Below are 22,830 nucleotides of genomic sequence, written 5' to 3' on the forward strand. Positions count from 1 at the left end.
CCAGCCACGGGCGGGGCAGCCGCCTCCCGCCACGGGCGGGCTACGCCGCCTCCGCCACGGGCGGGCACACCGCCTCCGCCACGGGGGCTAGGCCATGACCCACCACGTGCGGGGCTTGCGCCGCCTCCCACCGCGAGGCGGGGCTTGCGTCTACTTCCACCCGCCGAGCGGAGCGAGGCGGGTGTGTTTTTGGGGTTCTGACCTGGGGTTTTTAGAAACTGTCGGAGTGGGGCCGTACGGTGGAGGGCATGAGACAGGTCTCGGATCTCCAGCGTATGGTCGCCCCGCTGAAGGTGGTGTCGGATTTCGATCCGGCGGGTGACCAACCGGCTGCGATCGCGGACCTGGAGCGGCGGATCAACGCCGGCGAGCAGGACGTCGTACTACTGGGCGCCACCGGTACGGGTAAGACCGCGACGATCGCGTGGCTGGCCGAGAAGATCCAGCGTCCGATGCTGATCCTGCAGCCGAACAAGACGCTCGCCGCCCAGTTCGCGAACGAGTTGCGCCAGTTCTTCCCCGCCAACGCCGTCGAGTACTTCGTGTCGTACTACGACTACTACCAGCCCGAGGCGTATGTACCGCAGACGGACACCTACATCGAGAAGGACTCCTCGATCAACGAGGAGGTCGAGCGCCTCCGCCACTCCGCGACCTGGTCGCTGCTGACCCGCCGCGACGTGATCGTGGTCGCGACCGTGTCCTGCATCTACGGCCTGGGCTCCGCCGACGAGTACCTGAACCGCATGATCCACGTGAAGGTCGGCGCCGAGATGGACCGCGACGGCCTGCTCCGCAAGCTCGTCGGCGTGCAGTACGCGCGCAACGACCTGGCCGGTACCCGCGGCACGTTCCGGGTCCGCGGCGACACGCTCGAGGTCTTCCCGGTCTACCAGGAGCTCGCCGTCCGGGTGGAGTTCTTCGGCGACGAGATCGAGCGCGTGATGACGCTGCACCCGCTGACCGGCGAGGTCATCAGCGAGGAGGACGAGGTCTACATCGGCGCCGCCACGCACTACGTGACCGCGCCGGAGCGGATGGAGCGCGCGATCACCTCGATCGAGGCCGAGCTGGAGGAGCGGCTGGCCGAGCTCGAGCGCAACGGGCAGCTGCTCGAAGCCCAGCGGCTCCGGATGCGTACGACGTACGACATCGAGATGATGCGCCAGATCGGGACCTGCTCGGGGATCGAGAACTACTCGCGGCACACCGACGGCCGGGAGGCCGGGACGGCGCCGCACTGCCTGCTCGACTACTTCCCCGAGGACTTCCTGCTGGTCATCGACGAGTCGCACGTGACCGTCCCGCAGATCGGCGGGATGTACGAGGGCGACATGTCCCGCAAGCGGACCCTGGTCGAGCACGGGTTCCGGCTGCCGTCGGCGATGGACAACCGGCCGCTGCGCTGGGAGGAGTTCCTCGAGCGGATCGGCCAGACCGTCTACCTGTCCGCGACCCCGGGGCAGTACGAGCAGGACAAGTCCGACGGGTTCGTCGAGCAGATCATCCGGCCGACCGGTCTGGTCGACCCCGAGGTGATCGTGAAGCCGACCAAGGGCCAGATCGACGACCTGATCCACGAGATCCGGCTCCGCGTCGAGCGGAACGAGCGGGTCCTGGTCACCACGCTGACCAAGAAGATGTCCGAGGATCTCACCGACTACCTGCTCGAGATGGGCATCCGGACGAGGTACCTGCACAGCGAGGTCGACACGCTCCGCCGGGTCGAGCTGCTGCGCGAGCTCCGGATGGGTGAGTACGACGTCCTCGTCGGCATCAACCTGCTGCGTGAGGGCCTCGACCTGCCCGAGGTGTCGCTGGTGGCGATCCTCGATGCGGACAAGGAAGGGTTCCTGCGGTCGGGCCGCTCGCTGATCCAGACCATCGGCCGTGCGGCGCGAAACGTGTCCGGTCAGGTGTTCATGTACGCCGACAAGATCACCCCGTCGATGGAGCAGGCGATCGACGAGACCAACCGGCGGCGTGCGAAGCAGATCGCCTACAACGAGGCGCACGGCGTCGACCCGCAGCCGCTGCGGAAGAAGATCGCCGACATCACCGACATGCTCGCCCGCGAGGACGCCGACACCGCCGAACTGCTGGGCTCCGGCCGCACGCAGTCCCGCGGCAAGGCTCCGGTCCCCGGTGGCGGCAAGGCGAAGGCCGGCGAGAAGGCGAAGGAACTGGCCGGCGGCCTGCCGTCGTCCGACCTTGCCGATCTGATCCAGCAGCTCACCGACCAGATGCACAACGCCGCCGCCGAGCTCCAGTTCGAGGTCGCCGCCCGCTACCGCGACGAGATCTCCGAGCTCAAGAAGGAGCTCCGCCAGATGACCAACGCCGGCGCCAAGTAGCCCCGGACCGTCGTACGCCGGCTCTCTCAGCTCCGGCGTACGACGGTGTGGCGCGGCGTCTCGTCCACCGTCAGGGTGAAGATGTCCGGCCGCGCGTAGTGGCCGACCGAGTCGAAATCGAAGTACTCGCGATCCAGCTCGGCCAGGTCCAGCTCCGCGAGCAGGACACCTTCCTGGGCGCGGAGCGGGCCGGCGAGGATATCGCCCAGCGGGGAGATGATCGTGCTGCCGCCGTTGATGAGGATGGTGTCGCCATCGGTCAGATACTGGTTCGCGCTGATGACGAAGCACCGGCCCTCGAGCGCGATGTGACGCATGGTTGCCTGCCACTGGTCGCGGTCGTCAACTGTGGGCGCGCACCAGATCTGCACACCCTTCGCGTACATGGACTGCCGGAAGAGCGGCATGTAGTTCTCCCAGCAGATCGCCGCGCCGAGGACGCCGAGGTCTGTCTCGACGGCAGGCATCGTCGAACCGTCGCCCTGCCCCCACAGGTACCGCTCGGCCGCGGTCGGCATCAGCTTCCGGTGATGCGCCACCAATCCGCGGCGAGGGTCGATGAATACGGCCGTGCAATACAGCGTCCCGCCATCGCGCTCGATCACGCCGACGACGACGTGGACGCCAAGCTCCGCCGCCAGCTCGGCAAGCCGGGCGGTCTCAGGTCCGTCGAGTCGTACGGCGGCCTCGCGATACCGGCGGAACAGCTCCCGCCCCTCCGGCGACCGCGACCCCACGGTGATCCCGAAGTCGAACCCCTTCGGGTACCCGCCGAGGAAGGCCTCCGGCAACACGATCAGCCGAGCACCGCCCGCGGCCGCCTCCCGGATGTAGTGCTCTGCCTTGACGAGTGTCGCGGGTGTGTCGAAGAGCGTCGATCCCGCCTGGACCGCAGCGACCACAACAGGAGCCATGCCGAGCAGCGTACGACGGCGGTACTGTGCGGTGCTGGGGCAGCAGGACACATCAGGGGACATCAGGGGAGGAGACGCATGCTCGATCATGTGTCGGTGCAGTGTGACGACCTCGGCGCCGCTCGCGAGTTCTACGAGACCGTGCTGGGGCCGCTCGGGATCACGGTGAGCATGGACTTCGGTGACGTGCTCGGGATGTCGGGCGCGGACGGCGTACCGAAGTTCTGGCTCGGGAAGCAGACCACGGGTGGAGCCCAGCGGGAGATTCATCTGGCGTTCACGGCGGCGAACCGGTCGCTCGTCGACACCGTGCATCGGGCGGCGAAGAAGCTGGGTGCGGAGGTGCTGCACGAGCCGAAGGAGTGGCCGGAGTACCACCCCGGGTACTACGCCGTGTTCATGCGCGACCCCGACGGCAACAATGTCGAAGTTGTCTCTCACAGCTGACGGAGGCTTGCGGTGGCGCGGATGAGCGGCGACGAGCTCCTCGAGTACTGCCTGGGGAAGCCCGGCGCGTGGCAGGACGAGCCGTGGGACGGCGACGTGGTCGCGAAGGTGGGCGACAAGATCTTCGCGTTCCTGGGCGGTGGCAGCGGGGTCGGCCTGAAGTGCGGCGCCAACCGGGAGGAGGCCGACGAGTTGGTCGTGACCTACCCGGACGACGTCAGCAAGATGGCCTACATCGGGCGCTCCGGATGGAACACCGTACGGCTCGGGGGAGCGGTGCCCGACGACGAGATCCTCGAGCTGATCGACACGTCGTACGAGACGATCGTCGCGAAGCTGCCGAAGAGCAAGCGTCCCGCAGTCGGCGACTGATCACTCGCGGCAACTATTCCCCGAACCGGCTGTGATCATTTCGACGGGCCGACACGGTCCCGGGGATTTGGCGACTGAGACGTTCACCCGTCACAATGATGGTGGAGAAGGGGAGTATTCCTTCGCGGCGGCATCGTCATCACGGTCAAGGGCTTTCGCCCCGCGCCCGGTGCCCCCGGCTGGACTCACTGGCTGAGTGCAGCGGAAGAGACCTTCGGAGTCGATATTTCATCTGAGCTCCGGAGGATTCTGTGCACGTTGCTGACTACGTTTGGTACATCACCGTCGGCGTGCTGCTCGCGCTGCTCGCGTTCGACGTCTTCGTCATCGGCCGTCGCCCGCACGAGCCGAGCACGCGCGAGTCGGCGACCGCGATCGCGTTCTACATCGGCCTCGCGGTGGTCTTCGGCCTCGGCGTCTGGTTCTTCTCCGGCGGGCGGTATGCCGGGGAGTTCTTCGCCGGCTGGCTCACCGAGTACAGCCTGAGCGTCGACAACCTGTTCATCTTCTTGATCATCATGAGCAGGTTCGCGGTGCCCAGGAAGTACCAGCAGACCGCGCTGCTGGTCGGCATCATCCTGGCGCTGGTGTTCCGCGGCGTCTTCATCGCAGTCGGTGCGGCCGCGATCAACCAGTTCTCCTGGGTCTTCTACATCTTCGGCGCGTTCCTGGTCTACACCGCGATCCACCTGGCCAAGCAGGGTGAGAACGACGATGACGACTTCAAGGAGAACGCGGTCATCCGGTTCGCGAAGAAGCGGCTGAACGCCACCGATGAGTACAACGGCGTCAAGCTCACGCTGAAGAAGAACGGCAAGCGGCTCGTCACCCCGATGGCGATCGTGATCATTGCCCTCGGCACCACCGACCTGCTGTTCGCGCTCGACTCCATCCCGGCGATCTACGGCCTGACCCAGGAGCCGTTCCTGGTCTTCACCGCCAACGTCTTCGCGCTGATGGGTCTGCGCCAGCTGTACTTCCTGCTCGGCGACCTGCTGAAGCGGCTCGTCTACCTGTCGCTGGGTCTGTCGGTGGTGCTCGCGTTCATCGGAGTGAAGCTGGTCCTGCACGCAATGCACGTGAACGAGTTGCCGTTCATCAACGGCGGTCACCACATCGACTGGGCGCCCGAGATCCCGATCTGGTTCTCGCTCGGCTTCATCATCGTGACCCTCGGCATCACCACAATCCTGAGCCTCCGCAAGTCCCGCACACTCCAGGCCGAAGAGCCTGCCGAGGACCCAGCCCCAGAACTACACCCCAAAGAGTCCTAACCACAAACCGCCCCCGCCCTTCACTCGGGGCGGGGGTGGTTTGAGTGTTAGAAGCGGGCGGCGGTGACCAGGGTTGCGCGGCGTTCGTCGGTGAGGGGGGCGTCCTCGAGGCGTTTGCCGGTTTCGGAGGCGTGGAGCATGCCGGCGGGGGAAACGAAGCCGACGTGGTGTATCTGCTTGCCGGGGCGGCCGAAGAAGTACAGGTCGCCGGGCTGGGCTTCGTCGACGGGGATGTTGGGCAGGGTGTCTGCCTGGTCGTGGGCGTCACGGGGCGTCCGCATGCCGAGGACACGGCTGACTGTGTGGATCAGTCCGGAGCAGTCGAGCCCATGCGCCGACGTACCGCCCCACAGGTACTCGAGGCCGAGGAACAGCTCACCCAGTCGCAGGCGGTCCTCAGGTCCCGAGGGCTCCAGCACGGACCGCAGTGCGTCGTCCGCGATCCAGCCGGACCCACCGTCGGGCGTTGCCACCCGGGTGTATCCGTCGGCGTGCTCCACCGACGACAGCACGGTCGCGAACGACAGCTCCGCCAGCGGGCGACCATCAGGCTCGGCCAGCAGCGACGCGGTCGGTACGTCGATCGCCACCGGGTCGGTCGCGCTCTGCGGCAGTTCACCGAGGTGACTCGACGGGACCCAGCCCGGGTATCCCAGCTCGTCCTGGGAGGACGGCTGCCACGGTGCGAGGATCTCGGACCAGCCGTCGCGTTCCGTGCGCACCAGCACGGGTTCGGCGAACAGCAGCTGGGTCAGGGTCCGGCCGTGCAGTCCCAGCCGGGTCTCGGTGTCCATCGACTTGGCCCAGCCGGCCACGTCGGGTTGTGCGGCGATCGCCGGTGCGTCGATGTCACGCGGCGCGTCCGGCGCGGTCCAGACCGTACTGACCGGGACCTTGGTAGCGGCTAACTTCATGTGGTCAAGCCTGTCACGCCGAGTCCAGGAGCTGAAGGCAGGTGGATCAGCGAGCCGTCGTACCGGATCCCGCCGATCACCGGCGCCTCGCGCAGCCACCACGCGGCGTCCAGGTCGTTGACGGTCGTCGTCGGGTACGCCGACACCAGCGCGGCCGCCGCGCCGACGCCGACGTGGCTCTCCATCATGCAGCCGACGATCGCGCCCAGCCCGTGCTCGCGGGCGAGCTCGAGCAGCGTCCGTGCCGGCGCCAGCCCGCAGCACTTCGCGAGCTTCACGTTCACCAGGTCGGCGGCGCCCTGCTTGATCACCGCCACCAGATCGCGTACGCCGAACACCGACTCGTCGGCGAGGATCGGCGTACTGACCCGGTCCGTCACCCACGCCATGCCGTCGAGATCGGCCGCGGCGACCGGCTGCTCGACCAGCTCGATCGCGCACCCGGCGTCCTCGAGCGCCCGGATCACCGTGACCGCCTCGCGCCGCGTCCAACCCTGGTTGGCGTCCAGCCGCAACCGCGGCTCCGGCCCGATCGCCTCGCGGACTCGCTGGACCCGCTCGATATCCCCGACCGCGTCGGTGCCGACCTTGATCTTGAGTACGTCGAACCCGTCCGCCACCCGATCCCGCCCCGCGGTCGCCAACGCCGAGGCATCACCGACCGACAACGTCACATCGGTCCGTACGACGTCAACCGTCGACCCGAGGAATCCGTGCAGCGTCTGACCGTGCCGCCGCGCCGCGAGGTCGTGCAGCGCGACATCAACCGCGTCCTTGGCGGCGAAGTTGCCGACCGCCGCGCCCTGCACCCGGCGTAGTGCCTCGGTCAGGTCGTCCGGACCGAGCCCGTCGAGTGCGGTCGTGATCGGACCCTCGATACACGCCTGCGACCCGGCGAGCGAGTCGCCGGTCACCTTCCACACCTGCGGCGCCTCGCCCCAGCCGCTCAGCTCGCCGTCACTGACCTCGACCAGCAACGACTCGACGTGCGTCGCCGTACGCAAAGCGGTGATGAACGGGGTGTGCAGCGGCGCCGACACCCGATGGGTCGTGATCTTCACCGCACGCCCTCCAGGTCGTACCGGTGGTTCCACGCTTCAAGTGCGATCGAGGCGATGAGCTTCTGGGCCTCGCCGTCCGGCAGGTCGGACGTCGTACACACGACCAGCACGAACGGATCCGCGTCGTCCGGCCGTACGATCCCACCGTCGTGCCGGATCCGAGTGTCCCAGCCGTTCTTGTGCTCGACCCGGGTCCCGGCCGGCAGCAGCGCGGGGATCTCGCCGTTCCACTGGTTGCCCGCGAGCAGGTCGCGCAGGTAGTCGCCGGAGGCACCTTTCTGGTTGCCGACCGCAACGAGTACGCCGGCTAGGCCGGCCGGGCTCATCAGGTTGCTGATGCCGGCGCGCTGGGCCGGACCGTCGTCGATGCCGCGCTGGATCTTCGACGCGGGTGAGGGCGAGCTGGGCAGTGTCGCTTCGTTCAGTACGGCGTGGGCCGCGGGGATTCCGACCTGTTCGAGCACGAGGTCGGTCGCCAGGTTGCTCGAACGGGTGATCATCTCGGTCGCGAGCCATCCAAGTGGCACCTCGGTGCCCAGCTTCTCCCAGGTCGCAGGCGCCTCGTCCTCGTCCGGGTCGACCGCGAAGCGACCACTGCCCGCCGACGCGAAGTCGTTGTGCACGGTGACCGGCTGGTCGAGCGCCAGCTCACCGGCCTCGACCTTGCGCATCATCGCCATCGCCACCGGCAGCTTCATCGTGCTGGCCGAGTAGTGCGCCCGCTCCGCCTCGTGTTCGAACACCGGTACGCCGTCCAGCCGGCCGAGCCACACCCCGAACTCCCCGCTCCCGTCGACCCCCTGGAGCAGCTCCGCGATTCCCATACCGTCACCCAATCACAAGCCAACACCTGGCAGACTGCTGAGGTGCGCTCGACCACCCCCGCCCCTCGCTCCGCTCGGGCCGGGGGAGGAAAGGAAGCCCGCCCCCTCCGGGCAACGGCCCCCACGAGCCCGCGGGCAACCGGCGCGAGCGGCCCAGTCGTATCCGGCGCGAGCAGCCGCCGGGCATCCGGCGGCAGCAGCCTGGGCGCATCCGGCGCAAGTAGCGCGGGCGCGGTCAGTGCGAGCAGCCCGTGGGCAACCGGTACGAGCAGCGCGCTCAGCGCGAGCAGGCCGCGTGCGGCCGGAGCGACATCGGGGGCGTCGCGGGCGTTGGGGATTCTTCTCGGGTTCGCGGCCGATCGGTTGCTCGGCGACCCCCGTCGTTTCCACCCGGTCGCCGGCTTTGGTCAGACAGCTGCCCTGCTGGAGCGCCGCATGTACGCCGACTCGAAGCGGGTCGGAGTCGCGCACACCGCCGTCCTCGTCGGCACCACGACAGTCCTGGGTCTCGCGGTCGAGCGACTGACCCGCAAGCATCCGATCCTCCAGACAGCCGCAACCGCCGCCGCGACCTGGACCGTACTAGGCGCCCGCAGCCTCGAGCGCGAAGCCGAGACGATGGCCACCCTCCTCGAGGACAAGGACATCCCGGCCGCTCGCGACCGCCTGAGCCACCTGTGCGCCCGCGACGCCACCGACCTGGAAGCGGACGAGCTGGCCCGCGCGACGGTGGAGTCGATCGCGGAGAACACCTCGGACGCCTGCGTCGCACCACTCCTCTGGGGCGGAGTCCTCGGCATCCCCGGGCTACTCGGCTACCGAGCGGCGAACACCTTGGACGCGATGGTCGGCTACAGGTCACCGAAGTACCAGAGCTTCGGGTGGGCCTCGGCGCGCCTGGACGACGTACTGAACCTGGTGCCGGCACGAGTGTGCGCAGTGCTCACCGGGCTCGCGGCCGGGCGCCCGCGCGAGGCGACAGAGGTCTGGAAGCGCGACGCAGCCAAACATCCGAGTCCGAACGCCGGACCCGTCGAAGCATCCTTCGCCGGCGCGCTCGGGCTCACGCTCGGTGGGACGAACGACTACGGCAGCTACCAGGAAGACCGTGGCACGCTGGGCGACGGGCCCGCGCCGGCAGTCGCCGATGTCCGGAGGACGGCCGCGCTGGCCCGCCGGGTCGGGCTGGCGGCCGCCGGAGTCGCTGCGTTGATCGCCGTGAAGGGAAAGCGATGGGGTTGAGTCATCGGCCGCTGCGGATCGTGCTGATGCGGCACGGGGAGTCCGAGGCGAATCTGGACAAGACGATCTACGAGCGGATCCCCGATCACGCCGTACCGCTGACCCCGCACGGGCACGAGCAGGCGGCGAAGGCGGGCAAGGACCTGCGGGAGCTGTTCGAGAACGAGCCGGTTCGCGTGTACGTCTCACCGTATCGGCGGGCCTTGGAGACGCTCGACTCGCTCGGGCTGGACGACCTGATCGAGCCCCCGCGGGAGGAGCCGCGGCTGCGCGAGCAGGACTGGGCCAACCTGCAGGACACCGCGGACATCGAGCATCAGGAAAGCCTCCGGGACTCGTTCGGGCACTTCTTCTACCGGTTCACCGAAGGCGAGTCCGGTGCGGACGTCTACGACCGGGTGTCGACGTTCCTGGAGACCATGCACCGCGACTTCGAGTCGCCGGACGCGCCACGGAACGTGCTGCTGGTGTCACACGGGCTCACGATGCGGTTGTTCTGCATGCGCTGGTTCCATTGGTCGGTACGGTTCGTGGAGACGCTGCGCAACCCGGGCAACGCCGAGACACGCGTCCTGCTGCGGCAGCCGGACTTCCGGTACAAGCTGGACCGGCCGTTCGAGCAGTGGACGCCTTACGAACCGACGGAACGGGAGCGATCGGCATGGTTGTAGCGCAGACGCGGGACACGGTCCTCGAACTGCTGGCGAGCCTCACGCCGGCCCAGGTGGACAAGATCCGTGCTCCGTTCGACACACCGGACCACAAGCAATGGACCTACCTGCCGGGCCCGGTGCCCGGACTCGCGCTGACCGAGCTCACGCCGACCCAGCAGAAGCTGGTCGAGCGGCTGGTCGCGACCGGATGCAGCGACCGGGGTGCGGCCGATGTGTGGGCGGTCCTCGACGCGGAGGTCGTCGTCCGCGGGCTGCCGGACCTGCCGCCGTCGGGGGAGTGGCAGGGCTCGACCGTCGCCGATCGGTATTTCCTCCGCGTGCTCGGCGACCCGAACGGGACCGAACCGTGGGCCTGGCGGCTGAACGGGCACCACCTCGCGCTGCACGTCACGCTCGTCGACGGCGCGATCGCGTTCACGCCGCAGTTCATCGGCTCCAACCCGGCCGAGGTCCTCAGCGGTCCGAAGGCCGGGCGGCGTTTTCTGGCCGCCGAGCAGGACCTGGGCTTCCAGCTCCTCCACGCGCTCGAGCCGGGCCAGCTGTCCATAGCCCTGGTTTCCGACGAGGCGCCGGACGACATCCTGACCCGCCACGACCCGGTCGCCGACGCGTCGCTGCTGCACCGCGGCCTGTCGTACGGCGACATGAACGAGGACCAGCGTCAGCTCCTCAGCCTCCTCATCGGCCAGTACGTCGGACGCGCCGCCGGGCCGATCGGCCTGCAGACCTGGCAGGACATCACCGAGCACGGCATCGAGCGCCTGACGTTCGCGTGGGCGGGTGAGACCGAGCCAGGTATCGGCCACCGGCACTACTACTCGATCGCCGGCCCGAGTTTCCTGGCCGAGTACGACAACACCCAGGACAACGCCAACCACATCCACTCGGTCTGGCGAGACTTCCGCAACGACTGGGGGACCGACCTCCTCGCCGCGCACTACGCCATGCACCGCTGAATCACGACCGCGGCAGGAACTCGTGGCTCGCGGTCCACGTCGCGACCCGGTGCCCGAGCTGGTTGCCGTCGTTCATCGCGCGCCGGAAATGCAGCCCGAGCCAGATGCGGGCGCTCTTCGTCTCGCTGTCCAGCGCTCTGGCCGTCGCATAGTGCCGGGTCGTCGAGGTGACCGGCGACGAGACGTTCAGGTCGATCGAACGGGCGCCGAACAGACGGCTGAAGATCTCCGTCGAGGCCCCGGTGAGGCAGGCATGCCCGCTGGTGTACTCGGGGTACGGCGGCGTGGCGACCAACGGTGTCCAGGCGGGGTCAGCCGTGGTCGCGCGGTTGCCGTCGGTGTCCGCCAACCGGATCGCGGTGATCGGCCGCCAGAACGCATAGTCGTACTTCGCCCGCCAGCAGGCGATCAACGCGTCGGCCTCACTGGTGTCGAGCAGGGCGAATGCTCGTGCGGTCCGGACGATGTCCATCCCCCTCCGCGACAGGCGCTCGCGAAGTGCCGCGTTGTACTGCCCTGACGCCGGCCCGTTCCAGAACAGGGCGGTCTCGGTCTGGGCTGCCGTTCGGGAGGACCCGTCCTTGGCGCCCATTGTCTTCACCTCGGCGAAGTCGCGGGCGTAGGCCTTCGAGGTGATCGGGTCCGGGCCGTGGAGCCGGAACTGGGCGGGAGTTCTCAGCGCGAGTGGCCGGACGAATCCCAGCCAGGGAGCGAGCATCGGCGCGAACGCGTCCGGGGTCGGGCGCCACACGCCCGGTGCCGGTACGACGTCGAGGGTGATGTTCGCACCACGCCCGTCATGCGCCCGGGCTGCGATCAGCGACGACGCTGCGGTCTCGCCAACGGCCTGCCCGCGATTCTTGGCTCTGCTGTCGGGGATGTCGCCCAGCGACGTGGCGTAGTCCGCCGCCAGGTTCTGGGCCGAGGTGGGGAAGTAGTAGCTCAGCACGCGGTACGCCGCCGTCGCCGCTGCGGCCTCGGCCGACGCTCTGCCGCGAGGCCGGGGCTGCCGCAGGTACGGCTGGTAACGACCCTCGATCGTCACCACAGCGTCGTACACGGCGATCGAGACGAAGCCGAAGTAGAGCGTGGAGACGGGCACCGGGGTGGCGTTCTCGGTCAGGATGGTCCGGGCCGCGATCGCGTTCCAGGTGGTGACGACAGCGGGATCGGCGGGCTGGGTCGCCGTGGCCGGTGGAACCGCGATGACAGAGGCGGCGAGTCCGGCGGCCGCGACAGCCGAGAAAGCCGGGAGTGTGATGCGCACTGGTAGCTCCTTCAGTCGAAGTCGAGCGACTTGCGCTGAAGCAACGGGTGCGCTGCAGGAGGGCGCCAGCGGGTCCAAGCCCTTTCCTTCCGTGCTAACACCGCCTCCTGGCCTGGTCAAGCATCAAACGCTGGTCTTGCTAGAGTCACGCTCGTCATCGACGGCATCAGCAGGAACCCGGTGTGAGTCCGGGGCGGTCCCGCCACTGTGACCCGTAATGGGGAGTCAGGAACTGCCGCCGTCGTACCTCCGTTCGGGGCGTGGATAGCCCGGGGAAGGCACTCCTCCGTGTTGCTTTTGCTCTCCACCGCCGACACCGACCTGCTCGCGGCCGCCGAGGCCGACGCCGGCTGGAAGGTCGCGAACCCTGCCCGCCTCGAGTTCGCCGAGCTCGGACCGCTGCTGGACGCCGCCGAGATCGTCGTCGTCCGGCTCCTCGGTGGCCGCCGGGCGTGGGAAGAGGGTCTCGACGCGGTCCTCGCGTCCGGCAGGCCCGCTGTCGTGGTCAGCGGTGAGGCCGCGCCCGACGCCGAGCTGATGTCGTTGTCGACCGTGCCGGCCGGTGCGGTGACCGAGGCGCTCGCGTACCTGCGCGAGGGTGGCGCGGACAACCTCCGCAACCTGGCCGGATTCCTGCGGGACACGCTGCTGCTGACGGGTGACGAGTTCGAGCCGCCGCGCGCGCTCCCGGCGTACGGCCTGCGGGGTACGTACGTCGAGGACGAGCGACCCGTGGTCGGGATCGTGTACTACCGCGCGCACGAGATCTCCGGCAACACAGCCTTCGTCGACGCGCTCGCCGATGCGGTCGTCGCGGCTGGTGCGCAACCACTCCCGGTGTACTGCGGGACGCTGCGCGGGCTCGATCCGGCCGAGAACGTCGGGCTGTACGACCTGCTCAGGAAGTGCGACGTACTTGTCACGACGTTGCTCGCAGCCGGCGGGGCGGTGGCGGCGAATGCGAGTGCCGGTGGTGCGGACGACGCCTGGGATGCCGGCGCGCTGGCGTCGCTCGACATTCCGTTGATCCAGGGGCTCGCGCTGACGTCGACCCGCGAGCAGTGGGTCGAGAGCGACGCCGCGGTCAGTCCGCTGGACGCGGCCACGCAGGTGGCGATCCCGGAGTTCGACGGGCGGCTGATCACGATCCCGTTCTCGTTCAAGTCGTACGACGCCGACGGGCTGGCGCGCTACGCGCCGGACCTTGAGCGATGCGCGCGGCTGGCCGGGATCGCGGTCGCGCACGCCCGGCTGCGGCACGTGCCCGCGGCGGAGAAGCGGATCGCGCTGGTGCTGTCGTCGTACCCGACGAAGCATGCGCGGATCGGGAACGCGGTCGGTCTGGATACGCCGGCGTCGGCGGTTGTGCTGCTCGGTCAGCTGGAAGCAGCCGGGTATGACCTCGGCGGACTCGATCTCAGTGAGCTGCAGGGCGCGGACGGCGCGGACGGGCTGATCCACCGCTTGATCGCGGCCGGTGGACACGACGTCGACTGGCTGACCGACGAGCAGCTGGCGAACGCCGTCGCCAAGATCCCGCTGTCCACCTACTCCACCTGGTTCGACCGAGTGCCAGAATCGTTGCGCACGGCAATGATCGAGGCATGGGGTGAGGCGCCCGGCGAGTTGTACGTCGACACCTCGGGCGACGAGCCCGCGATCGCGCTGGCCGCATTGCAGTTCGGAAACGTCGTGCTGATGATCCAGCCGCCGCGGGGCTTCGGCGAGAACCCGGTCGCGATCTACCACGATCCGGACATGGCCCCGTCACACCATTACCTGGCGGCGTACCGCTGGCTGGAGGCGTCCCGCGACGAGGGCGGCTTCGGCGCGCAGGCCGTCGTACATCTCGGGAAGCACGGGACGCTGGAATGGCTGCCGGGCAAGGGGATCGGGATGGCCACCGACTGCGCGCCGGACGCGGTGCTCGGGAATCTGCCGATGGTGTACCCGTTCATCGTCAACGACCCCGGTGAGGGCACGCAGGCTAAGCGGCGGGCGCACGCGACGGTCGTCGACCACCTGGTGCCGCCGATGGCGCGCGCCGAGACGTACGGCGACATGGCGAAGCTGGAGTACTTGCTGGACGAGTACGCGACGGTGTCCGCGCTGGATCCGGAGAAGGTGCCGACGTTGCGCGCCCAGATCTGGACGTTGATCCAGGCGGCGCAGCTGCACCATGATCTGCACACGTCGGAGAAGCCTGAGGACGAGGACTTCGACGAGTTCGTGCTGCATCTCGACGGGTATCTGTGCGAGATCAAGGACGTGCAGATCCGGGACGGGCTGCACATCCTCGGCGGGGCGCCGCTGGGTGAGGCGCGGGTGAACCTGGTGCTCGCGGTACTGCGGGCGCGGCAGCTGTGGGGTGGTTCGTACTCGATCCCGGGGCTGCGGACCGCGCTGGGGAACACGTTCGGCGTGGACGAGGCCGAGCTGCTCGCCAACCCGGGCGCGGCGGCCGACCTCGCCGATCTGCCGACGCTGGCCGACCTGCCGGCGGTGAGCGGCGCCGACGGCGTCGATCTGCTCGAGGCGGTCGCACGCAAGCTCGTGGTCGGGATGGAGACCATGAGCTGGGACGCGACGAAGGTCCCGGTCGTGGTGGCCGAGGTGCTGGGCCGGGACTCTGCAGACGTAGTGCAGTCGTTGAAGTTCGCCGCCGAGGAGGTGGTGCCGCGCCTGGCACGCACAGGTGATGAGGTGGCGAACGTACTGCGGGCACTCGACGGGCGCTTCATCGAGGCAGGCCCGTCGGGGTCGCCGACCCGTGGCCTCGTGAACGTGCTCCCGACCGGGCGGAACTTCTACGCCGTCGATCCGAAGGCGATCCCGAGCCGGAACGCCTGGGACGTCGGCGTCGCGCTCGCGGACTCGCTCCTCGGCCGCCACCAGACAGAGACGGGGGAGTACCCGCGGTCGGTCGGGTTGACGATCTGGGGTACGTCGGCGATGCGCACGCAGGGTGACGACCTTGCCGAGGTGTTGTGGCTGCTTGGCTGCCGGCCGGTGTGGGACGAGGCGTCGCGGCGGGTGACGAGTTTCGAGGTGGTCGGGCTGGAGGAGCTCGGCCGGCCGCGGATCGATGTCACGATCCGGATCTCCGGCTTCTTCCGGGACGCGTTCCCGCACGTGGTCGCGCTGCTCGACGAAGCCGTGCGTACTGTCGCCGCTTTGGACGAGTCCGCCGAGGACAACTTCCTCAAGGCCCACGTCGACGCAGACGTTGCCGCGGGCAACGACGTTCGGCAGTCGACGGCCCGGGTCTTCGGATCCAAACCTGGTTCGTACGGCGCCGGCCTGCTGCCGCTCGTCGACGCGCGCAACTGGCGGACCGACGCCGAGCTGGCCGAGGTGTACGCCGTCTGGGGTGGATACGCGTACGGCAAGGACCTCGACGGCGCGGAGGCCCGCGGTTCGATGGAACGCGCGTACGCCCGGATCCAGGTCGCGGCGAAGAACGCGGACACCCGCGAGCACGACATCATGGACTCCGACGACTACTTCCAGTACCACGGCGGCATGATCGCGATGGTCCGTCACCTCACCGGCTCCAACCCGAAGGCATACGTCGGCGACTCCGCCGTCCCCGCACAGGTGAAGACGCGGACGCTCGAGGAGGAAGCGAAGCGGGTCTTCCGGGCCCGGGTGGTCAACCCGCGGTGGATGTCCGCGATGCGGCGGCACGGGTACAAGGGCGCGTTCGAGATGGCAGCGACGGTCGACTACCTCTTCGGGTACGACGCGACCGCGGGCGTGGTCGACGACTGGATGTACGAGACGCTGACCACGGAGTACGTCAAGAACCCGGAGATGGCGGAGTTCTTCCGTAAGTCCAACCCGTGGGCGCGGCACGGCATCGCGGAACGCTTGCTGGAGGCGGCTCAGCGCGGGCTGTGGGCCGAGCCGTCGGCCGAGGCGCTGGAGACTCTACGGAACGCCGTCCTTGAGACGGAGGGTGACATCGAGGACCGCGGCTGATTGGGTGGAGGTATGCCCGCTGAGCAGCTCCGAGTCCTGATCACCAACGACGACGGCTATCTCGCACCGGGGATCCGCGCGCTCGCGCCGGCGATCGCCGAGCTCGGTTACGACGTGCTCGTGGTCGCGCCGTTACTCGACGAGAGCGGTGTCGGCTCCGCGCGGGCCGGAATGGTCGGGCGGCCGATCCGGACCGAGTCGGACGTCGAGAACGGCGTCACGTTCACCGGGATCGAGGGGACGCCGGCACTCGCGGTCACGCTGGCGAACGTCGGAGCGTTCGGGCAGGCCCCGGACCTGGTGCTGTCCGGGATCAATCGCGGGCACAACATCGGCGTACCGATCTTCCACTCCGGGACGGTGGCCGCGGCGCTGACGGCGGCCGGGCAAGGTACGTCGGCGGTTGCCGTAAGCATCGACTCGGAGGACCCGGGACACTGGTCGACTGCGGCGACGATCGCCGGCGAGGCCCTCGGCTGGATCGCCGACGAGCCCGCCGGGACGGTGCTGACGATCAACGTCCCCGACCGCCCGCTGGACCGGCTGTCCGGCGTACGGCACGCCTCGCTGGCCCCGATCAAGCGCTCGCGGATCGTCGGCGCGACCGCTCCGACCGGCGAGCCGATGATCGAACTCGAACCCCCGCGCGCGAACCCTGTCCCCGACTCCGACGAGGCCCTCCTCGCCGCCGGCTTCGTCACCGTGACCCCGATCGTCGGCATCCGCGAGGTCAAGGACGACACGGCCGCCACCGCCCTTGCGAAGCGCCTCGGCTCAGGCTGAGTGAGCTCACGCCTGAGGGGGTGTGCCGCAGATCTGAGGGGGGACGCCTGATGCCGGGGGAGTCGACGCCGGGCGACCGTGGATGGAAACGGCGATCGACGCCGTGAGGAGGAGTCATGAAGTACATCCACACCCTCGTCGCCATCCCGGTCTTGGCCGGTGGGATCGTTCTGGGGGCGACGACCGAGGCCTCGGCGCGTGAGATCGATCCCGAGGCGAGCTACCGCGAGCCGGTCGTGGTCGTCCACGACCCCGGTCCGATGGTCGAGGTTGACGACACGGGCGCCGAGGCTCTGCAGACCGGTGCCGGCGCGATCGGCGGAGCTGGCATCACGATCGCGGTGCTGTGGGCCTACCGGCGGCGCCAAACGATTCACGCTCACTGATCGGGTGGCGGCCGTCGCTCTGCGAGGGCTGCGGCTGCCACCCGGCTCGTCGTACCGGTCTTACGGAGAATGTTGGAGACGTGCACGCTGACCGTCTTGTCGCTGATGAACAGTTCCTTCGCGATCTCACCGTTGGACCGGCCGGCTACCAGGAACGCCAGCACCTCGCGCTCGCGATCGGTGAGCCCTGCCAGTCGTGGGTCGTGGGTCGCGGGTTCGATCGGCTCCGGCCTGCGGAGATCGATCCGCGACAGGCGCGCCAGCGACTCCACCTCGCGCCGTAGCGGTTCGGCTCCGAGGTCGACGGCGTGCTGATGGGCCTGACGCAGCAGGGCGCTCGCGGCCGAGGGCAGTCTGCCCTTCAACAGACCGGCCTCGGCGCGCCGCCACTCGGCCATCGCCTGGTGCCACCGGTTTCCCGCCGCACGGCTGGTTTCCACAACGTGCTGCCACCGCTCGGGCTGCTCAGGGGCGTCTCGGCAACGGGCCACTTCGGCGGCGATCAGCGCTTGATCCATCGCCCGGACGTGCTCGCCGCCCAAGGCTTCGGCGAAGGGCTCGTGCGGCCATTCGCCGAGCACGCTGTCGATGTCCCGCGAGGCCGCGGGACCGTGTGCGCCGTTGTCGCGGGCCACCTCGGCCACGGCGCGAGCGAAGACCGGAAGCACCTCGTCGTCATCCGGCTCGGGATACTCCAGGACGTACAGCCGCGGGCGTGACCAGGTCACCGCCTCCGCGGCCCTGCCCTCGGCAAGCAGGAGCTCGATACCTATCGCGGTCATCGTCTGGCGGTGTGCGTTGAAGTCCTCCGACACCAGCTCGAGCACCCGGTCGAAGTGTTGCCTGGCCTCCCCGATCCGGCCGGTCCGCACGGCCAGTAGACACGCGGCCAGGCGCACGCCGGCTCCGGGGATACCCAGGGAACGCGCGGCCAGTGCCGGACGGAGGAGCGCCGCACATTCGTCCCAACGACCGAGCTCGATCAATTCGTGAGCGGCCAGGTAAGCGAGGAAATGCGCCCAGATGCCGGCCCCCGCCGCGGTCGCCTCGTCGTACGCCGCGCGGGTGACATCCGCGGCCTCGGTGCGCCGGCCGAGCGCCCGCAAGGCGATGAAGCGCCACAGGGCAGCGTTGGTCACGGTGTCGACGTCTCCGCACGACCTCGCGAGCTGCACTGACAGATCCGCGTCTGAGAGCGATTCCAAGGGCGCACGGAAGTCCAGCGCTGCTGCGCGTGCGCAGAGCGCTCTGGCCAGGGCCTGCGGCGAGCCCGATCTGCGTGCGACCCGGACGGCCTCGGTCGCGTCGTCCACAGCGTTCGGCATGCCGTAGATCGTTTCGGTCTCCGCGAGTTCTGCGAAGGCTACGGCGCGCTCAGCGCAGTCCGGGAAGTTCTCGGTCAGGGCGATCGCCTCCCGAAGCTTCCCCAGGTCCGCGAGCTCCGGCGTTGTGGACTGGAAGTCGGCGTTGGATCTCTCGACCAGCAACTCGCTCGCCAGTAAAGGTTCTCGGCTCCGGTCCACGAGGCTGTACGCGTCAGTCAGGAGCGACACGGCGCGCTCCGCGTCGGCGGCCCGCAGGCAGACCGTTGCCGTCCGCCGCAGCAACGCGATCCGGTCGTCTCGGGACCCGCGGAGGTCTGGCGGTACCTCCGTCCAGAGTGCACTCGCGCGGCGGAGTTGGATGGCCTCTGCGACGGGTGCTCGCATCCGCGCCGCCTCGTCGGCCGCCCGGAGCGACCAGCGGTACGTCGCGTCGAGCTGACCCGCCGCTTCGTGGTGCGCCGCCAGATCCGCCGCAGGCGCAGCGACCGGCAACGATTCGAGGACCCGGACGTAGTCGGTGTGGAGCCCGACCGCCTCGCTCGGCGACAGGCCGTCGTACAGCACCTCGGCCAGAAGCGGATGGCGGAACCACCAGATCCCAGCGCCCTCGGCACGGACCACACCGCCGACACGCGCCTCGACGAGGCTCGAGGCCACTCGGCCGGCATCGATACCGCGGCTGCCTCCGATCGCGGTCAGCACCGCGGACTCGGTGGGGCGGCCGCTCACAGCGAGGAGCCGGGTGACCAGTCGGGCCGGCTCGGACAGGCGATGCCATGCGGCTAACAAAGCGTCGCGAAGTGCCGCTGGAACGGACTCCGGGAGCACTCGCTCGGAGCCTGACAATCCCTGGGCCATCAACTCGATCAGGTACGGATTGCCGTCCGACCTGGCCAGAACCTGGGTCACAAGGTCGACATCAGGGGTTGTGCCGAGCAGGTCTTCGAGTTGGCTGCTGACCGCATCTGCTCCGAGGCGCTCGAGCCGGATCTCGCCGAAGCGCGGCATCCGTCGCATGTCGGCCAGCCAGGAGTGCAAGGGGTGCCCTTCGGGGCGTTCCTCGGTGCGACAGGTCGCGAGCAGGGCGAGCCGCTGGTCCCGGAAGCCGGTCAGCAGGTAGGACAGCACGTCGAGTGATGCGATGTCGGCCCACTGCAGGTCGTCGACCACGACCACCACAGGCCGGCGTACCGCGATCCGATTCAGCACCATGTCGGCCAGCACCGGCACCCGTGTGCTGTCGACGCTGCCGTCTCCTCCGAATAGGGGCAGAGCGTCCCTTCCTTCGAGGATCTCGGCCCGCTCCCGAGGTTCGGCCCGAGCCAGCCAGTCCTTCAATATTCCAGTGATCGGTGCGAACGGAACCGAAGCCCCACCGAAGTGGATGCACGAGCCCCAGAGCACTGTCAGACCTGGATCCCGGCAGACCTCGCGAACCAGCCGGGTCTTTCCGATCCCGGCCTCGCCGTGAACGACGACCGCCCGCGGACCGCCGCCTGCGGCATCCCGCAGTACCTCGCCGAGGAACTGTTGTTCCGCAGTGCGCCCGGCGAATCGGTGATCGGGCCGCCAACCCCCCATGTGTACTCAGTGAACACCCTCCGACGCGTTGATGGTAGGAACAAGCGTTCGACAGTAACTTCGTTGGTTCCCGAGGCATCTGGCCGGTTGTCCTAAGGGGACGGCATGAGAGCTGTTCCGGGTGTTCGAGGTCAGCTTGCAGTGTGGTTGCGGGAACGCCACCCGGACGTGGTCCCCGGCGGCGGGGTGTGAGCCTGGTCGCTGGCGGGACGGGGCGGGTGTGCCATGATCGGGCCGACGGTTGTGGAGGAACACCGGTGACCAGCGTGCTGGGAGTCCGGGGCGGTCCCGCCACTGTGACCGGGTGAAGGTGCCCGGGAGCCAGGACATCCGCAGTCGTCCGCCGGGCCGCGATGCGGGCCGGCGTACCAGGCGTGGCGGGCGTGGACACCCGCTCGACGAAGGGACCCACCGCCGATGCGGCCTGCTTCAGCTTCCACCGGATTCCCGTTCACCGCGGTGGTCGGCATGGAGGACCTCCAACTCGCGCTGATCCTGGCTGCGATCTCACCGGCGATCGGCGGCGTCCTGATCCGCGGCGAGAAGGGTACGGCGAAGTCGACCGCCGTCCGCGCGCTGACCGAGATCCTGCCGCCGGTGGACGTCGTACCTGGGTGTCGTTTCTCGTGTGACCCCGACCGGCCGGATGCGGATTGTCCAGATGGGCCGCATGCGGCTGAGGGAACCGTGCGCCCGGCTCGGTTGGTGGAGTTGCCGGTGGGGGCGACCGAGGATCGCGTGCTCGGCTCGCTGCACCTGGAAAAGGCCCTCGCGGAGGGCGTCACGGCGTACGAGCCTGGTCTGCTGGCTGCCGCGCACCGGGGGTTGTTGTACGTCGATGAGGTCAACCTGCTGCATGACCATCTGGTCGACGTGTTGCTGGATGCTGCCGCGATGGGGCGTGCGACGGTCGAGCGAGACGGGGTGTCGATGACGCACCCGGCGCGGTTTGTGCTCGTCGGGACGATGAACCCGGAAGAGGGCGAACTGCGGCCGCAACTGCTCGACCGGTTCGGTCTGACGGTGGATGTGGTTGCCAGCCGGGATCCTGCTGTGCGAGTCGAGGTGATGCGGGCACGACTGGGCTATGAGGCGGATCCCGCCGGCTTCATCGCGCGGTACGACGGGCGGCAGCGGGAGCTTGCCGAGCGGATCGTGAAGGCGCGCGACCTGCTGATCGAGGTGATCCTGACCGACGCGGCGCTCCGGCAGATCGCGGAGATCTGCGCGTCGTTCGACGTCGACGGGATGCGCGCAGACCTGGTCACCGCGCGTACGGCGGTCGCCCACGCGGCCTGGTCCGGCCGCACCGTCGTCGAGGTGGAGGACGTGCGAGCCGCAGCCAAACTCGCACTCCCACACCGCCGGCGCCGCAACCCCTTCGACGCCCCAGGCCTCGACGACCAACAACTCGAAGACGCAATCAACAACAGCACCCCGCCGGCCGACCCCGACGACGACCCGCCCGGTCCTGGCGGACCGGGCGGGTCGGGTGGGTCGGCCGGGCCCAGCGATGCGGACGCCGCAGGCGGTGCGGATGACGCTGGGCCGGCGGGCGAGCGGGCCGGCGCCGAGTCGCGCGACTCGGAGGAGCGGGACCAGGCGAATGCGTCGGCGGATGCCGACTCTGACGGGGCGGCGCCGGTTGGCGATGTTGTGGGGAGTTCGGCGCCGTACAAGGCTCGGTTGCTGAGTGTGCAGGGGGCGGGGGCTGGGGTTGCGGGGCGGCGGTCTCGGGCGATTACCGAGATGGGCCGGGTGGTGGGCGAGCGGGCTCGGATCGGGCGGGAGTCGGGGCGGCCTCATCTGCTCGCGACGCTTCGGTCCGCGGCGCCGCATCAGCAGGTTCGCGGGCGGAGCGGGCCGGGGCTGGCGGTCCGGCCGTCCGACGTGCGCCTCGCCGTACGCGAAGGGCGCGAAGGGAACCTCGTGCTGTTCTGCGTCGACGCGTCCGGATCGATGGGGACGAAGAAGCGGATGGGCGAGGTGAAGACCGCGATCGTCTCGCTCCTGCTCGACGCGTACCAGCGGCGTGACACCGTCGGCCTCGTCACGTTCGCCGGCGCCGCCGCGACGGTCGCGCTCCCGCCGACGGGCAGCGTGGAGACCGCCGTACGACGACTTGAATCCCTTCCGACCGGTGGACGGACGCCGCTCGCCGAAGGGCTACTGCAAGCGGCTGAGGTACTGCGCATCGCCGCGATCCGGGACCCACGCCGCCGGCCGCTCCTCGTGCTCGTGACGGACGGCCGCGCGACCCACGGCGACAACGCGTTCGCCCGCGCGCGACAGTCGGCCGGCTGGTTGGCCGAGCGCGGGATCGCCACCGTGGTCGTGGACTGCGAGCCGCACCGCGGCGTACGGCTCGGTCTGGCGGCGGAGCTCGCGGCCGACCTCGGCGCGGAGTACCTCGACCTCGGAGATGTTGCTGCTGGCAACCTTGTCCGGACGGTGACCGAGCGGAAGGTGGCCTGA

Annotated in this window: 17 protein-coding genes and 2 riboswitches; of the genes, 11 read left to right on the forward strand and 6 right to left on the reverse strand. The window is 69.2% G+C overall.

What is annotated here, in order from left to right; all coding sequences use genetic code 11:
* The first annotated feature begins 248 nt into the window (after nt 1-248).
* A complete protein-coding gene (gene uvrB, locus EV653_RS05920; protein WP_134098698.1) occupies nt 249-2,354 on the forward strand; it encodes an excinuclease ABC subunit UvrB in 2,106 nt (701 codons plus the stop codon).
* Between the two features lie 26 nt (nt 2,355-2,380).
* Here the strand turns inward: uvrB and EV653_RS05925 are convergent, their stop codons facing one another.
* Nucleotides 2,381-3,268 (reverse strand): carbon-nitrogen hydrolase family protein, encoded by an 888-nt coding sequence (locus EV653_RS05925; protein ID WP_134098699.1) that lies wholly within the window; start codon nt 3,266-3,268, stop codon nt 2,381-2,383.
* A 78-nt stretch (nt 3,269-3,346) separates the two neighbouring features.
* Between EV653_RS05925 and EV653_RS05930 the strand changes: the two genes are divergently transcribed.
* The 3 genes from EV653_RS05930 (at nt 3,347) to EV653_RS05940 (ending at nt 5,361) form a co-directional block, all read left to right on the forward strand.
* A complete protein-coding gene (locus EV653_RS05930) occupies nt 3,347-3,715 on the forward strand; it encodes a VOC family protein (protein WP_134098701.1) in 369 nt (122 codons plus the stop codon).
* 21 nt (nt 3,716-3,736) lie between these two features.
* The gene (locus EV653_RS05935) at nt 3,737-4,087 is read left to right on the forward strand and encodes an MmcQ/YjbR family DNA-binding protein (protein WP_134098703.1); all 351 of its coding nucleotides are present in this window, start codon (nt 3,737-3,739) and stop codon (nt 4,085-4,087) included.
* 251 nt (nt 4,088-4,338) lie between these two features.
* Nucleotides 4,339-5,361 (forward strand): TerC family protein, encoded by a 1,023-nt coding sequence (locus tag EV653_RS05940; RefSeq protein WP_134098705.1) that lies wholly within the window; start codon nt 4,339-4,341, stop codon nt 5,359-5,361.
* Between the two features lie 47 nt (nt 5,362-5,408).
* On the opposite strand, the gene EV653_RS05945 is transcribed toward EV653_RS05940, so the two are convergent.
* Genes EV653_RS05945 through EV653_RS05955 form a run of 3 tightly spaced genes read right to left on the reverse strand, consistent with a single transcriptional unit; the run spans nt 5,409 to nt 8,160 of the window.
* Nucleotides 5,409-6,275: a C40 family peptidase gene (locus EV653_RS05945; RefSeq protein ID WP_134098707.1), complete on the reverse strand. Its 867-nt coding sequence runs from the start codon at nt 6,273-6,275 to the stop codon at nt 5,409-5,411.
* Nucleotides 6,272-7,336, reverse strand: coding sequence for a mandelate racemase/muconate lactonizing enzyme family protein (locus EV653_RS05950; RefSeq protein WP_134098709.1), 1,065 nt, complete (start codon nt 7,334-7,336; stop codon nt 6,272-6,274). Before EV653_RS05950 ends, EV653_RS05945 begins: the two co-directional genes overlap by 4 nt.
* Entirely contained in the window at nt 7,333-8,160 is an 828-nt protein-coding gene (locus tag EV653_RS05955) for a serine hydrolase (protein WP_134098710.1), read from the reverse strand. The genes EV653_RS05950 and EV653_RS05955 overlap by 4 nt, the downstream gene beginning before the upstream one ends.
* A gap of 42 nt (nt 8,161-8,202) precedes the next feature.
* Between EV653_RS05955 and EV653_RS05960 the strand changes: the two genes are divergently transcribed.
* The 3 genes from EV653_RS05960 to EV653_RS05970 are packed head-to-tail and all read left to right on the forward strand — an operon-like array spanning nt 8,203 to nt 11,032.
* The gene (locus tag EV653_RS05960) at nt 8,203-9,402 is read left to right on the forward strand and encodes a cobalamin biosynthesis protein (RefSeq protein WP_255510636.1); all 1,200 of its coding nucleotides are present in this window, start codon (nt 8,203-8,205) and stop codon (nt 9,400-9,402) included.
* Nucleotides 9,393-10,073 (forward strand): phosphoglycerate mutase family protein, encoded by a 681-nt coding sequence (locus EV653_RS05965; protein WP_134098715.1) that lies wholly within the window; start codon nt 9,393-9,395, stop codon nt 10,071-10,073. Before EV653_RS05960 ends, EV653_RS05965 begins: the two co-directional genes overlap by 10 nt.
* A complete protein-coding gene (locus tag EV653_RS05970) occupies nt 10,064-11,032 on the forward strand; it encodes a DUF3500 domain-containing protein (RefSeq protein ID WP_134098717.1) in 969 nt (322 codons plus the stop codon). The genes EV653_RS05965 and EV653_RS05970 overlap by 10 nt, the downstream gene beginning before the upstream one ends.
* Nucleotide 11,033: 1 nt before the next feature.
* Here EV653_RS05970 and EV653_RS05975 read toward each other — a convergent pair whose 3' ends face one another.
* Complete coding sequence (locus EV653_RS05975; protein WP_134098719.1) at nt 11,034-12,299, reverse strand: vanadium-dependent haloperoxidase; 1,266 nt, start codon at nt 12,297-12,299, stop codon at nt 11,034-11,036.
* Nucleotides 12,300-12,413: 114 nt separating this feature from the next.
* Nucleotides 12,414-12,553: riboswitch (cobalamin riboswitch) on the forward strand.
* Nucleotides 12,554-12,587: 34 nt separating this feature from the next.
* Here EV653_RS05975 and cobN point away from each other — a divergent pair.
* The 3 genes from cobN (at nt 12,588) to EV653_RS05990 (ending at nt 17,449) form a co-directional block, all read left to right on the forward strand.
* Nucleotides 12,588-16,280: a cobaltochelatase subunit CobN gene (cobN, locus tag EV653_RS05980; RefSeq protein ID WP_238159589.1), complete on the forward strand. Its 3,693-nt coding sequence runs from the start codon at nt 12,588-12,590 to the stop codon at nt 16,278-16,280.
* 12 nt (nt 16,281-16,292) lie between these two features.
* Nucleotides 16,293-17,063: a 5'/3'-nucleotidase SurE gene (gene surE / locus EV653_RS05985; protein WP_134098721.1), complete on the forward strand. Its 771-nt coding sequence runs from the start codon at nt 16,293-16,295 to the stop codon at nt 17,061-17,063.
* A gap of 116 nt (nt 17,064-17,179) precedes the next feature.
* Nucleotides 17,180-17,449, forward strand: coding sequence for a hypothetical protein (locus EV653_RS05990; RefSeq protein WP_134098723.1), 270 nt, complete (start codon nt 17,180-17,182; stop codon nt 17,447-17,449).
* Here EV653_RS05990 and EV653_RS42580 read toward each other — a convergent pair.
* On the reverse strand, nt 17,443-20,355 hold the full coding sequence (locus tag EV653_RS42580) for a helix-turn-helix transcriptional regulator (protein ID WP_134098725.1): 2,913 nt from the start codon (nt 20,353-20,355) through the stop codon (nt 17,443-17,445). The two genes, EV653_RS05990 and EV653_RS42580, sit on opposite strands and share 7 nt — an antisense overlap.
* Nucleotides 20,356-20,579: 224 nt before the next feature.
* Nucleotides 20,580-20,707, forward strand: a riboswitch (cobalamin riboswitch).
* Nucleotides 20,708-20,772: 65 nt separating this feature from the next.
* Between EV653_RS42580 and EV653_RS06000 the strand changes: the two genes are divergently transcribed.
* Nucleotides 20,773-22,830: a putative cobaltochelatase gene (locus EV653_RS06000; protein WP_134098727.1), complete on the forward strand. Its 2,058-nt coding sequence runs from the start codon at nt 20,773-20,775 to the stop codon at nt 22,828-22,830.

This window comes from Kribbella pratensis (assembly GCF_004365355.1).
Classification (GTDB): domain Bacteria; phylum Actinomycetota; class Actinomycetes; order Propionibacteriales; family Kribbellaceae; genus Kribbella.